We start from the raw sequence: 13,493 nt of genomic DNA on the forward strand, positions 1-13,493 counted from the left end.
GTACCTTTTGTATAATGGGTCAGCGACTTACATTTTGTAGCGAGGTTAACCGTATAGGGGAGCCGTAGGGAAACCGAGTCTTAACTGGGCGTCTAGTTGCAAGGTGTAGACCCGAAACCGGGTGATCTAGCCATGGGCAGGTTGAAGGTTGAGTAACATCAACTGGAGGACCGAACCCACTAACGTTGCAAAGTTAGGGGATGACCTGTGGCTGGGGGTGAAAGGCCAATCAAACTCGGAGATAGCTGGTTCTCCCCGAAAGCTATTTAGGTAGCGCCTCGGACGAATACTACTGGGGGTAGAGCACTGTTTGGGCTAGGGGGTCATCCCGACTTACCAACCCCATGCAAACTCCGAATACCAGTAAGTACTATCCGGGAGACACACGGCGGGTGCTAACGTCCGTCGTGAAGAGGGAAACAACCCAGACCGCCGGCTAAGGTCCCAAAGTTCTGGTTAAGTGGGAAACGATGTGGGAAGGCTCAGACAGCTAGGATGTTGGCTTAGAAGCAGCCATCATTTAAAGAAAGCGTAATAGCTCACTAGTCGAGTCGGCCTGCGCGGAAGATGTAACGGGGCTCAAACCAGGCACCGAAGCCGCGGATTCACACTAAGTGTGAGTGGTAGGGGAGCGTTCTGTAAGTCTGCGAAGGTGTGTCGAGAGGCATGCTGGAGATATCAGAAGTGCGAATGCTGACGTAAGTAACGATAAAGGGGGTGAAAAGCCTCCTCGCCGGAAGACCAAGGGTTCCTGTCCAACGTTAATCGGGGCAGGGTGAGTCGACCCCTAAGGTGAGGCCGAAAGGCGTAATCGATGGGAAGCAGGTTAATATTCCTGCACGACTTGTAATTGCGATGGGGGGACGGAGAAGGCTAGGTGGGCCAGGCGACGGTTGTCCTGGTGAAAGTGCGTAGGTGGTGTTTCTAGGCAAATCCGGAGACACAACACTGAGACACGAGACGAACGCACTACGGTGCGGAAGCCATTGATGCCCTGCTTCCAGGAAAAGCCTCTAAGCTTCAGATTACAAGTCATCGTACCCCAAACCGACACAGGTGGTCGGGTAGAGAATACCAAGGCGCTTGAGAGAACTCGGGTGAAGGAACTAGGCAAAATAGAACCGTAACTTCGGGAGAAGGTTCGCTCTTGATGGTGAAGTCCCTTGCGGATGGAGCTGTCGGGAGTCGCAGTGACCAGATGGCTGGGACTGTTTATCAAAAACACAGCACTCTGCAAACACGAAAGTGGACGTATAGGGTGTGACACCTGCCCGGTGCCGGAAGGTTAATTGATGGGGTTAGCGCAAGCGAAGCTCTTGATCGAAGCCCCGGTAAACGGCGGCCGTAACTATAACGGTCCTAAGGTAGCGAAATTCCTTGTCGGGTAAGTTCCGACCTGCACGAATGGTGTAACCATGGCCATGCTGTCTCCACCCGAGACTCAGTGAAATCGAATTCGCCGTGAAGATGCGGTGTACCCGCGGCTAGACGGAAAGACCCCGTGAACCTTTACTACAGCTTGGCACTGAACATTGAACCTACATGTGTAGGATAGGTGGGAGGCTTTGAAGGCGTGACGCCAGTTGCGCTGGAGCCGTCCTTGAAATACCACCCTTGTATGTTTGATGTTCTAACGCAGGGCCCTGAATCGGGCTCGCGGACAGTGCCTGGTGGGTAGTTTGACTGGGGCGGTCTCCTCCCAAAGAGTAACGGAGGAGCACGAAGGTTGGCTAATCCTGGTCGGACATCAGGAGGTTAGTGCAATGGCATAAGCCAGCTTAACTGCGAGACGGACAGGTCGAGCAGGTACGAAAGTAGGTCATAGTGATCCGGTGGTTCTGAATGGAAGGGCCATCGCTCAACGGATAAAAGGTACTCCGGGGATAACAGGCTGATACCGCCCAAGAGTTCATATCGACGGCGGTGTTTGGCACCTCGATGTCGGCTCATCACATCCTGGGGCTGAAGTCGGTCCCAAGGGTATGGCTGTTCGCCATTTAAAGTGGTACGCGAGCTGGGTTCAGAACGTCGTGAGACAGTTCGGTCCCTATCTGCCGTGGGCGTTGGATGATTGAAGGGAGTTGCTCCTAGTACGAGAGGACCGGAGTGAACGAACCTCTGGTGTTCGGGTTGTCACGCCAGTGGCACTGCCCGGTAGCTAAGTTCGGAATCGATAACCGCTGAAAGCATCTAAGCGGGAAGCGAGCCCTGAGATGAGTCATCCCTGACCCCTTGAGGGTCCTAAAGGGCCGTTGGAGACCACAACGTTGATAGGTGGGGTGTGTAAGCGTAGCGATACGTTGAGCTAACCCATACTAATTACCCGTGAGGCTTAACCATACAACACCCAAGAAGTGTTCTAAGGCTTGTAGCAAATACGAACGAATTACTTACATCAGCTTTTTCAGATTGAAGATTTTGCCTGGCGGCAATAGCGCAGTGGAACCACCTGACCCCATGCCGAACTCAGAAGTGAAACGCTGTAGCGCCGATGGTAGTGTGGCATTCGCCATGCGAGAGTAGGACACTGCCAGGCACCCAATTTTAGATTACGCATTGAGCGTGGTCTTTACCGGTTAGTGTGCTGATATGGCTCAGTCGGTAGAGCGCATCCTTGGTAAGGATGAGGTCCCCAGTTCGATTCTGGGTATCAGCACCATTAAATAAAAAAGCCTCCCAATCGGGAGGCTTTTTTGTGTCTGCCTTTCAGCCATCCATCGCAAATTGCAGTCCTGCAATGTCACACCTTCTTGCTGACATCCCTTCCCTTTCTATCCCGTATGCATTCCGAGCGGCGCTTCTCTATTAAAGGGATCCGGGCTAAGTTGTGGATTGGCAAAGACAACCACGCTTTCGAAGGGGAAAGAACATGCTGATTAGGAATGTGCGTCTGGCGGGCAGGGAAGGGATGTGGCAAATCCTGTGTCAGGGAGGCGTGATCCGGGCCATCGAGCCCATGAGCACTCAGCTGCTCTCTGCTCGCGAGCTTGATGGTGAGCAAGGCCTTGTCATCCCCCCCTTTATCGAGCCTCACATCCATCTTGATACCACCCAGACGGCTGGCGAGCCGAGTTGGAACCTCTCCGGCACCCTGTTCGAGGGGATTGAACGCTGGGCTGAGCGCAAGGCGCTGCTGACCCATGAGGATGTGAAACAACGCGCCATCCAGACACTGAAATGGCAGATTGCCAACGGCATCCAGTTTGTCCGTACCCACGTGGATGTCTCCGACCCCAATCTGGTTGCTCTGAAGGCGATGCTGGAGGTGCGGGAGGAGATGAAGGAGTGGGTGGAGCTGCAGATAGTGGCCTTCCCACAGGAGGGGATCCTCTCCTACCCCAACGGCAAGGCATTGCTGGAAGAGTCCCTCAAGCTGGGGGCCGACGTGATTGGTGCCATCCCCCATTTCGAGTTTACCCGGGAGTACGGGGTCGAAAGTCTGCACTACGTCTTCGATCTTGCGGAGAAATATCAGGTTTTGGTGGATGTGCATTGCGACGAAATCGATGACGAACAGTCCCGTTTTATCGAGACGCTGGCAACCCTGACCTACGAGCGCGGCATGGGCCATAGGGTGACCGCCAGCCACACCACCGCCATGCATTCCTATAACGGTGCCTATGCGTCGCGACTGTTCAGGCTGCTGAAGATGGCGGACATCAACTTCGTCGCCAATCCGCTGGTGAACATTCACCTGCAGGGGCGCTTTGACAGCTATCCCAAGCGCCGTGGCATCACCCGGGTGAAGGAGATGCTGGAGGCGAACATCAACGTCTGCTTCGGCCACGACGACGTGTTCGATCCTTGGTATCCCATGGGCACGGCCAACATGTTGCAGGTGCTGCACATGGGGCTCCATGTCTGCCAGATCATGGGCTATGAACAGATCAACGACAGTCTCAAGCTCATCGGCAACCACAGCGCCCGCACCCTGAACGTGCAGGATCGCTACGGCATCGAGGTGGACAAGCCCGCCAACCTGCTGATCCTTCCTGCTGAGAATGGTTTCGATGCGGTGCGCCGCCAGGTGCCGGTGCGTTATTCCATCCGCCATGGCAGAGTCATCGCCGATACTCGCCCGGCCGAGACGACCCTCCATCTTGTGAATGCAGAATCGGTAGACTTTCGCCGCTAGGGTCTAGCCGGGTCGATTAATTGCCCGGCTGTCCCCTGCTGCCGACATTTTGCATAATGCCAACCTGACACTCTTGGAGCCTGCTTGATGCAAACCTGGTTATTTGTCGCTGCCGGAGGCGCCTTCGGTGCCTGCCTGCGTTTTGGCATCGCCGAACTGATGGCCTGGCTGCTGGGACGCCACTTTCCCTATGGCACCCTGGTGGTCAACGTGGTCGGTTCCTTCATCATGGGGATTGCCTATGCCCTGATCAGCCATGGTCACGTGGTGGAACATCCGATGAAGCCACTGCTGATGGTGGGTATCCTCGGCGCCCTGACCACCTTCTCCTCCTTTGCCCTCGATACGGTCGTGCTGGCCCAGCAAGGTGCCTATCTGAAGGCGCTGCTCAATATCGGTCTCAATCTGTTCCTCTGTCTGGCCATGGTCGTGCTGGGGATGCAGTTGGTCGCAAGCCGGGTTTGAGGTGTCCGCACGCCATCGGCTCTGGTAAACTGGCGGCCATTCTTTGCTCTATGGGTATTTGAGGGATGTCGGAACAGACTACTACTACGCATTTTGGCTATAAAACCGTGGCAGCGACCGAGAAGGAAACTCTGGTTGCCGGTGTCTTTCATTCGGTAGCGGCCAAGTATGATCTGATGAACGATCTGATGTCGTTCGGCATCCATCGCCTCTGGAAGCGCTTTACCATCGACTGCTCCGGTGTCCGCAAGGGACAGAAGGTGCTGGATCTGGCTGGCGGCACAGGGGATCTGACCGCCAAGTTCTCCCGCATCGTGGGTGAGACCGGCCAGGTGGTCCTGGCGGACATCAACGACTCCATGCTGAAAGTGGGCCGCGACAAACTGCGCAACCTGGGGGTGGCCAACAACGTCTCCTACGTGCAGGCCAACGCCGAGGCGCTCCCGTTCCCGGACAACCACTTCGACGTCATCACCATCGGCTTCGGCCTGCGCAACGTCACCGACAAGGACAAGGCGCTCGCCTCCATGTTCCGGGTGCTCAAGCCGGGTGGCCGCCTGCTGGTGCTGGAGTTCTCCAAGCCGGTGAGCGAAGTGATCGCCAAGCTGTATGATCTCTACTCCTTCAAATTGCTGCCGAAAATGGGCGAAATCGTCGCGAATGACAGCGAAAGTTACAAATACCTGGCGGAATCGATCCGCATGCACCCGGATCAGCAGACCCTGGCAGGCATGATGGAGCAGGTCGGTTTCGAACAGGTCGAGTTTTACAACCTGACCCAGGGCGTGGTTGCCCTGCACCGCGGTTACAAGTTTTAAGGTCGCCTATGCCGATGGATGCCATGGTCACCGCGGTGATCGAAACCAGCCTCAACCAGTTGCTGGCTCTGGACAAACAGAGCCCGGAGCGGCTGCGCAAGCTCGCGGGCAAGGTGCTCAAACTGGAGCTGCGCGAGCTCAAGCCGCTCTGGTTTGTCTTCTCGGAGCGCCGTCTGGATGTGCTGGCCAGGTTTGAAGGGGAGGCGGATGCGGTGCTGAGTCTCTCCCTGACCGCCCTCGGCCTGCTCAAGGAGCCTTCCGCCCTGACCCGCTACATCCGCGAGGAGAAGCTGGACCTGAGCGGTGACCCCCAGCTGGTGCAGGCATTCAGCGCCCTGCTTGGCGAGCTCGATATCGACTGGGAAGAGGAGCTGTCCCGCTACACCGGCGACGTGGTGGCCCACACCCTGTGCAGTGGTGCCCGTCAGGCTCGCCGTTTTGTGGGGCGAGAGTTGTGCCGTTCCCAGCGTCAAGTGGCCGAGTATCTGACCGAGGAGGCGAGGCTTGCCCCGGGTCCGCTGGAAGTGGCGAGCTTCAATGACGATGTCGAAGAGCTGGCCCAACAGATGAAGGCGATCGAGTTGCGGCTTGCCCGCCTCGAACAGCAGGTGAGCTGATGACCCCGAAGGAGTTCAAACGCCTCTATCGCATCGTCAGCATCCTGCTGGAACAGGGCATCGACGAGCTGGTGCCCGCCCGTTATCAGCCCTGGCCTGGCCGTCTGGCCCGTCGCAGTCTGTTCTGGCTCAAGAACAAGCAACAAGGCATGAGCCGTGGTGCCCGTATTCGCCTCGCCTTTGAGGCCCTCGGTCCCATCTTCATCAAGTTCGGCCAGATGCTCTCGACCCGCCGAGACCTGCTGCCCCCCGACATTGCCGAAGAGCTGGCCCTGCTGCAGGACAGGGTGCCTCCCTTCTGTGGTCAGGCCGCCCGTCGCCAGATTGAAGAGAGCCTGGGTTGCCCCGTCGAGGCCCTGTTCGATGACTTCGATGAGACGCCGCTGGCGTCCGCCTCCATCGCCCAGGTGCACACCGCCCGGTTGAAGGAGAACGGCCGCGAGATCGTCATCAAGGTGATCCGTCCCGATATCGAGCCGGTCATCGAGGCCGACCTGCGCCTGATGCAGGCCCTGGCCCGTCTGGTGGCCCGTTTCGTGCCCCAGAGCGGACGACTGCGCCCCGTCGAGGTGGTGGAGGAGTATCGCAAGACCATACTCGACGAGCTCAACCTGATGCGCGAAGCGGCCAACGCCATCCAGCTGCGCCGCAACTTCATCGGTTCCGAGGCGCTCTATGTGCCCGAGGTGTTCACCGAGCACTGCCGCGAGCAGGTGCTGGTGATGGAGCGGATCTACGGCATTCCGGTCTCCGACATTGCGGCGTTGGAAGCCAACGGCACCAACATGAAGCTGCTGGCCGAGCGCGGAGTGGAAGTGTTCTTCACCCAGGTGTTCCGCGACAGCTTCTTCCACGCCGACATGCACCCGGGCAACATCTTCGTCTCTTTCGAACACCCGGAGAATCCGCTCTGGATCGGCATCGACTGCGGCATCGTCGGCACCCTCAACCGGGAAGACAAGCGCTACCTGGCGGAGAACTTCCTCGCCTTCTTCAATCGCGACTACCGCCGTGTGGCCGAGCTGCACGTGGAGTCAGGCTGGGTACCGCCCGATACCAAGGTGGACGAGTTCGAGTTCGCCATCCGCACCGTGCTGGAGCCTATCTTCGAGAAACCGCTCTCCGAGATCTCCTTCGGCCACGTGCTGCTCAATCTGTTCAACACCGCCCGTCGCTTCAACATGCAGGTGCAGCCGCAGCTGGTGCTGCTGCAAAAGACCCTGCTCTATGTGGAAGGGCTGGGTCGCCAGCTCTATCCCCAGCTGGATTTGTGGCAGACCGCCAAGCCCTATCTGGAGAACTGGATGCATGAGCAGGTCGGCCCCAAGGCGGTGTGGAATGCCATCAAGGAGAAGGCGCCGTTCTGGGCGGAGAAACTGCCGGAGCTGCCGGAGCTGGTTTATGAGACCCTGCGTCAGGCCCGCCATCAGCAGCACCACTTCGACCAGATGTTTGCCGATTTCCGTCGCCACAGTCGCTGTCAGGGGCAGGCCCGCTACCTCTTAGGGGTTGGAGCCAGTCTGCTGCTCGCGGGTGTATTCTTGCTGACCCAGAAACAATACATTGAGTGGGGACAAATCAGCCTCGCTGGCGCCGGGTTATGCTGGCTGCTGGGTTGGTTGCGAACCCGTTCCCATTAAATAACCTGCGCCATCGGGCGCCTATCCGGAGAGAAAGTCATGGGTGGTATCAGTATTTGGCAGTTGTTGATCATCGCAGTCATCGTCGTGCTGTTGTTCGGCACCAAGAAATTGCGCGGTATCGGCGGCGATCTGGGCGCGGCGGTCAAAGGGTTCAAGAAGGCGCTCTCCGATGAGCCGGCCGACACCAAACCCGAACAAAAAGATGCCGAGTTCCCGACCAAGCAGTTGAACGAGACGGCCAGCAACGCCGAAGCCGCCAAGCAGAAAGACAAAGATCAGGCCTAAGCCATGTTCGACATCGGTTTTTGGGAGCTGGTCGTCATCGGCGTCGTCGCCCTGGTGGTGCTGGGTCCCGAGCGGTTGCCGGTCGCGATCCGCACCGCCAGCCACTGGATAAGGCTGATCCGCAGCACCGCCAACTCGGTCAAGGCCGAGCTGGAACAGGAGCTCAAGTTGCAGGATCTGCACAACGATCTGAAGAAGGCCGAACGGTTGCAGATGAACAACCTGAGCCCCGAGCTGCAGGAGTCCATCGAGCAGTTGAAAGCGGCCGCCCAGTCGGTGAATCGTCCCTATCAGGGGGAGAACGAGATCCGCCCGCCTCGGGAGCCCGCCCAGGCTGAGCCAGCCACTCCGGTGGCGGCCCCGGCGCCCACCCCAGAGGTGCCACCGGTCAACAGCCAGCGAGAGAGCGAGCCTGTGCCCGCCAGCGAGTCCGCAGCCAAAGGGGAGGGTAAGCCATGAGTCAGGCAGAACAGCCCCTCATCAGCCATCTGGTGGAGCTGAGAACCCGTCTGCTGCGCGCGATCTCCGCCATCCTGCTGGTGTTCATCGCGCTCATCTACTTCTCCAACAACATCTACGACTTCGTGGCCCAGCCGCTGCTCAGCCAGTTGCCGGCAGGCACCAGCATGATAGCGACGGATGTGGCGACACCCTTCATCACGCCCATCAAGCTGACCCTGGTGGTCTCCTTCTTCGTGGCGATCCCCTATCTGCTCTATCAGGCCTGGGCTTTCATCGCACCCGGTCTGTACCAGCACGAACGGCGGCTGATCCTGCCCCTGGTGGCCTCCAGCGCCGTGCTGTTCTATGCGGGGATGGCGTTCGCCTACTACGTGGTGTTCCCCCTGGTGTTCGGCTTCTTCACCAGTACCGCCCCCGCCGGGGTGACGGTGGCGACCGACATCGCCAGCTACCTGGACTTCGTGCTGACCCTGTTCTTCGCGTTCGGGGTGGCGTTCGAGATCCCGGTGGCCACCATACTGCTCTGCTGGACCGGGGTGACCACCCCCAGGAGCCTGAAGGAGAAGCGCCCCTACGTCATCGTCGGGGTCTTCGTGGTCGGCATGTTGCTGACGCCGCCCGATGTCTTCTCCCAGACCCTGCTCGCGATCCCCATGTGGGGCCTGTGGGAGATAGGTCTGTTCTTCGCCCGCTTCTACGTGAAGAAAGAGGACGAAGAGCAGCAACAAACGGAAGAGGGGAGCTGAGGCTCCCTTCCTCTTTTCATGCATCCGTTCGAGGCGTATGGTAAGGCCCCATCGAGTAGATGGTTTTCAAATGCCTGATATGCACCTCGTTTGTCCGGAACCCCTGACTCCATGATCGACATCGGTTTGAACCTGACCAGCAGCCAGTTCGCAGGCGAACAAGCCGACCTGGTGGAACGCGCGCGCGCCGCCGGGGTGGAAGCTCTGATCCTGACCGGCACCGATCTGGCCGGCAGCCGCGAAAGTGCCGCATTGGCCGCCCGCTGGCCCGGTTACTGCTTCTCCACCGCCGGGGTACATCCCCATGATGCCAAAAGCGTCAATGAGGCGACCCTGCCCGCCCTGCGGGAACTGGCGGCCCTGCCCCAGGTGGTGGCGATCGGCGAGTGCGGTCTCGACTACAACCGGGACTTCTCCCCCCGCCCGGTGCAGGATGCGGTGTTTGACGCCCAGCTGGCGCTCGCCGCCGAGCTCGGGATGCCGGTGTTTCTGCACTGCCGCGATGCCCATGACAAATTCGTCGAGATCCTGCGCCCCTGGTTGCCCCGCCTGCCGGGGGCCGTGCTGCACTGCTTCACCGGCTCCGACGCCGAGCTGGACGAGTGCCTGGCGCTGGGGCTGCATATCGGGGTGACCGGCTGGCTCTGTGACGAGCGCCGTGGCCAGCTGCTGCGCGAGCAGGTGGCCCGCATTCCGGCGGGTCGCCTGATGATAGAGACGGACGCCCCCTACCTGGTGCCGCGGGATCTGAAACCCAGGCCCAAACGCAACGAACCCGCTTTTTTGCCGCACATCGCCCAGGTGGTGGCGGCCTGCCGTGGTGAAGCGCCCGAGGCCTTGCTGGCCCATACCCGGGCCACCTCCGCCGCATTCTTCCAACTTCCGCTTTTGGAGTGATTCATGGCCACAACTCTTCCGGGGGCCTTCCCGGGCCGTCGCCTGCGCCGGGTGCGCAAACATGACTTCAGCCGCCGCCTGGTGCGCGAGAACGTACTGACCGTCGACGATCTCATCTATCCCGTGTTCGTGCTGGAGGGAGAGGGTCAGCGAGAGGCCGTTGCCTCCATGCCGGGGGTGGACAGGCTCTCCATCGATCTGCTGCTCGAAGAGGCCGCCGAACTGGTGGCCCTGGGTGTGCCGGCGGTGGCCCTGTTCCCGGTGACGCCGCTGGAGAGAAAGAGTCTGATGGCGGAAGAGGCCTACAACCCGGATGCCCTGGCCCAGCGGGCGACCCGTGCCCTCAAGGCTCGCTTCCCGGAGCTCGGGGTCATCACCGATGTGGCGCTCGACCCCTTCACCACCCATGGCCAGGACGGCATCATCGATGACGAAGGCTATGTGCAGAACGACATCACCACCGAGATCCTGGTGAAGCAGGCGCTCTCCCATGCCGCCGCCGGGGCCGACATGGTGGCACCGTCCGACATGATGGACGGCCGCATCGGTGCCATCCGCGCGGCGCTGGAGGAGAATGGCTTCGTCAACGTGCAGATCATGGCCTACTCCGCCAAGTACGCCTCCCACTACTACGGCCCGTTCCGCGATGCGGTGGGCTCCGCCGCCAACCTCGGCAAGAGCAACAAGGCCACCTACCAGATGGACCCGGCCAACGGCAACGAAGCCCTGCACGAGGTGGCCCTCGACATAGCCGAAGGGGCGGACAGCGTGATGGTCAAGCCGGGCATGCCCTACCTGGACATCATCCGCCGGGTGAAGGATCAGTTCGGCGTGCCGACCTTCGCCTATCAGGTGAGCGGCGAGTACGCCATGCACATGGCGGCGATCCAGAATGGCTGGCTCAAGGAGAAGGAGTGCGTGATGGAATCCCTGCTCTGCTTCAAGCGGGCCGGGGCCGATGGCATCCTCACCTATTTCGCCAAGCGGGTCGCCCAGTGGTTGAAAGAGGACGCCCGACGCTGAGGCGGGGAGTGTCCATGCCCTCACAATGCCGGCCCTCGGGCCGGCATTGTCGTCTCTGGCAGATGAAGTGCTGGTTTTATGAACAAAATGCCTGAAAAAGTGGGCAACAAGCCCGTCTCTTGGCGGCAAAGGCTTGATAAATGGGGTTTCTGCCTACATCTTAGATGGTCCAAGCAGGCTTCTGGACGGCAGGGGCTGCAGAGCATTTAGAGGTACCGCAGATGACTAACCCTTTGCTGACAATGGACTCGCTGCCTCCCTTCAGCCAGATCCAGCCCGATCAGGTGCAACCTGCCGTGACGCAGGCCATCGCTGATTGCAAACAGAAGATTGAGGACGTGCTGGCCCAGAAGGAGCCTCACACCTGGGACAGCCTGATCGCCCCGCTGGAAGAGGTCAACGACCGCCTCTCACGGATCTGGTCCCCCATCAGCCACCTCAACGCCGTGCAGAACAGCGAGGCGCTGCGGGCGGCTCACGATGCCTGCCTGCCGCTGCTGTCCGAATTCCAGACCTATGTCGGTCAGCATGAAGGGCTCTATCAAGCCTATCTGGCCCTCTCCGAGAGCGATGACTTCCCCCGGCTCGATGATGCCCAGCGCAAGGAGATCCTGAACACCCTGCGCGATTTCCGCCTCTCCGGCATCGGTCTGCCTGCCGAGGCGCAGCAGCGTTACGGCGAGATCCAGGCCCGCCTCTCGGAGCTCGCCTCCCGTTTCAGCAACAACGTGCTGGACGCGACCCAGGGCTGGCACAAGCTGGTGACCGACGAGGCCGAGCTGGCCGGTCTGCCCGCGAGCGCCCAGGCTGCCGCGCGCCAGATGGCCGAACTCAAGGGCAAGGAGGGGTGGTTGTTCACCCTGGACATCCCCTCCTACCTGCCGGTGATGATGTACGCCGACAGCCGCGCCCTGCGTGCCGAGCTGTATGAGGCCTTCACCACCCGCGCCTCCGACCAGGGCCCCAACGCCGGCAAGTGGGACAACTCCGCCATCATGACCGAGTTGCTCACCCTGCGCCGGGAGCTGGCCCGACTGCTGGGCTTTGCCAACTATGCCGAGCTCTCCCTCGCGACCAAGATGGCGGACAAGCCGGAGCAGGTGGTGGACTTCCTCACCGACCTGGCTGCCAAGTCCCTGCCCCAAGGCAAGGCGGAGCTGGAGGAGATCCGCGCCTTTGCCGCCGAGCAGCACGGTCAGGACGAACTGGCGGCCTGGGATCTTGCCTATTACGCAGAAAAGCTCAAACAGCACAAGTTTTCGGTCTCTGATGAGCAGTTGCGTCCTTATTTCCCCGCCGGTCGGGTCGTGAAGGGGCTGTTCGAGGTGGTCAAGCGGGTGTTCGGCATGAAGGTGCGCGAGCGTCTCGGCATCGACACCTGGCACCCGGATGTGCGCTTCTACGACATCTTTGACGCCGATGACGAGCTGCGCGGCAGCTTCTACCTGGATCTCTATGCCCGCGAGCACAAGCAGGGCGGCGCCTGGATGGATGTCTGCCTGGGTCGCCGCTACCGTCAGGACGGCTCCCTGCAAAAGCCGGTGGCCTACCTGACCTGCAACTTCAACGGCCCGGTGGACGGCAAACCGGCCCTGTTTACCCACAACGAAGTGGTCACCCTGTTCCACGAGTTCGGCCACGGCATTCACCACATGCTGACCCGCATCGATGTGGCGGGTGTGGCCGGCATCAACGGCGTGGCCTGGGATGCGGTGGAGCTGCCGAGCCAGTTCCTCGAGAACTGGTGCTGGGAATCCGAGGCGCTGGCCTTCATCTCCGGCCATTACGAGACCGGGGAGCCGCTGCCCGCCGATCTGCTGGAGAAGATGCTGACCGCCCGCAACTTCCAGGCGGCGATGCAGATGCTGCGCCAGCTGGAGTTCGCCCTGTTCGACTTCCGTCTGCACCAGACCTTTGACCCGACCAGAGCGGATCAGATCCCTGCGCTGCTGGCTGAGGTGCGCAGCCAGGTCGCCGTGATGACGCCTCCGGCGTTCAACCGCTTCCAGCACAGCTTCTCCCACATCTTCGCGGGCGGCTACGCGGCGGGCTACTACAGCTACAAGTGGGCCGAGGTACTCTCTGCCGACGCCTTCTCCCGCTTCGAGGAGGAGGGGATCTTCAACCCGGCCACGGGCCACTCCTTCCTGAAGAACATTCTGGAAAAGGGCGGCTCCAGGGAGCCGATGGAGCTGTTCCGTGCCTTCCGTGGCCGGGAGCCCCAGGTGGATGCGCTGCTGCGTCACAGCGGTATCGCCGCGTGAGGTCCCGCCGCCACAGTGGGCCTCGATTGGATGAGCTGCCGCGCCACTGCGGGAGCTTCAAGCAGGTACACATTTGCAGCATAGTGGGATCGAAACGTGATTTTTGATAGAAAAAGGGACCTTTTGGTCCCTTTTTCC

Annotated in this window: 11 protein-coding genes, 1 tRNA gene and 2 rRNA genes (1 of these 14 only partly in view); all 14 read left to right on the forward strand. The window is 60.3% G+C overall.

Annotated features, from left to right (window positions below):
* A 23S ribosomal RNA gene (locus tag I6L48_RS03915) occupies positions 1–2,340 on the forward strand; it begins 549 nt to the left of the window's first position.
* An 81-nt stretch (positions 2,341–2,421) separates the two neighbouring features.
* A 5S ribosomal RNA gene (gene rrf, locus I6L48_RS03920) occupies positions 2,422–2,536 on the forward strand.
* Positions 2,537–2,583: 47 nt separating this feature from the next.
* A tRNA-Thr gene (locus tag I6L48_RS03925) sits at positions 2,584–2,659 on the forward strand.
* A gap of 210 nt (positions 2,660–2,869) precedes the next feature.
* Entirely contained in the window at positions 2,870–4,135 is a 1,266-nt protein-coding gene (locus tag I6L48_RS03930; RefSeq protein WP_113069291.1) for a cytosine deaminase, read from the forward strand.
* Between the two features lie 87 nt (positions 4,136–4,222).
* Complete coding sequence (gene crcB / locus I6L48_RS03935) at positions 4,223–4,600, forward strand: fluoride efflux transporter CrcB (RefSeq protein WP_010672354.1); 378 nt, start codon at positions 4,223–4,225, stop codon at positions 4,598–4,600.
* 65 nt (positions 4,601–4,665) lie between these two features.
* Positions 4,666–5,418, forward strand: a complete 753-nt coding sequence (gene ubiE / locus I6L48_RS03940) for a bifunctional demethylmenaquinone methyltransferase/2-methoxy-6-polyprenyl-1,4-benzoquinol methylase UbiE (RefSeq protein ID WP_010672355.1) — start codon at positions 4,666–4,668, stop codon at positions 5,416–5,418.
* A gap of 8 nt (positions 5,419–5,426) precedes the next feature.
* Positions 5,427–6,035, forward strand: coding sequence for an SCP2 domain-containing protein (locus tag I6L48_RS03945; protein ID WP_114523029.1), 609 nt, complete (start codon positions 5,427–5,429; stop codon positions 6,033–6,035).
* Positions 6,035–7,675, forward strand: coding sequence for a ubiquinone biosynthesis regulatory protein kinase UbiB (ubiB, locus tag I6L48_RS03950; RefSeq protein ID WP_201985742.1), 1,641 nt, complete (start codon positions 6,035–6,037; stop codon positions 7,673–7,675). The genes I6L48_RS03945 and ubiB overlap by 1 nt, the downstream gene beginning before the upstream one ends.
* A 39-nt stretch (positions 7,676–7,714) precedes the next feature.
* The gene (gene tatA, locus I6L48_RS03955) at positions 7,715–7,963 is read left to right on the forward strand and encodes a Sec-independent protein translocase subunit TatA (RefSeq protein ID WP_010672358.1); all 249 of its coding nucleotides are present in this window, start codon (positions 7,715–7,717) and stop codon (positions 7,961–7,963) included.
* Positions 7,964–7,966: 3 nt separating this feature from the next.
* Positions 7,967–8,422 carry a Sec-independent protein translocase protein TatB gene (gene tatB, locus I6L48_RS03960; RefSeq protein ID WP_201872758.1) on the forward strand — a complete coding sequence of 152 codons (456 nt, stop codon included), beginning with the start codon at positions 7,967–7,969 and terminating at the stop codon, positions 8,420–8,422.
* Positions 8,419–9,171 carry a twin-arginine translocase subunit TatC gene (tatC, locus tag I6L48_RS03965; protein ID WP_010672360.1) on the forward strand — a complete coding sequence of 251 codons (753 nt, stop codon included), beginning with the start codon at positions 8,419–8,421 and terminating at the stop codon, positions 9,169–9,171. The genes tatB and tatC overlap by 4 nt, the downstream gene beginning before the upstream one ends.
* 111 nt (positions 9,172–9,282) lie before the next feature.
* Positions 9,283–10,068: a TatD family hydrolase gene (locus I6L48_RS03970; RefSeq protein ID WP_049636359.1), complete on the forward strand. Its 786-nt coding sequence runs from the start codon at positions 9,283–9,285 to the stop codon at positions 10,066–10,068.
* A 3-nt stretch (positions 10,069–10,071) separates the two neighbouring features.
* Complete coding sequence (gene hemB, locus I6L48_RS03975; RefSeq protein ID WP_039041081.1) at positions 10,072–11,091, forward strand: porphobilinogen synthase; 1,020 nt, start codon at positions 10,072–10,074, stop codon at positions 11,089–11,091.
* Between the two features lie 221 nt (positions 11,092–11,312).
* Positions 11,313–13,355: an oligopeptidase A gene (gene prlC / locus I6L48_RS03980; RefSeq protein WP_042864699.1), complete on the forward strand. Its 2,043-nt coding sequence runs from the start codon at positions 11,313–11,315 to the stop codon at positions 13,353–13,355.
* Positions 13,356–13,493 lie beyond the last annotated feature (138 nt).

The organism is Aeromonas sp. FDAARGOS 1418 (assembly GCF_019048585.1).
Lineage (GTDB): Bacteria > Pseudomonadota > Gammaproteobacteria > Enterobacterales > Aeromonadaceae > Aeromonas > Aeromonas caviae.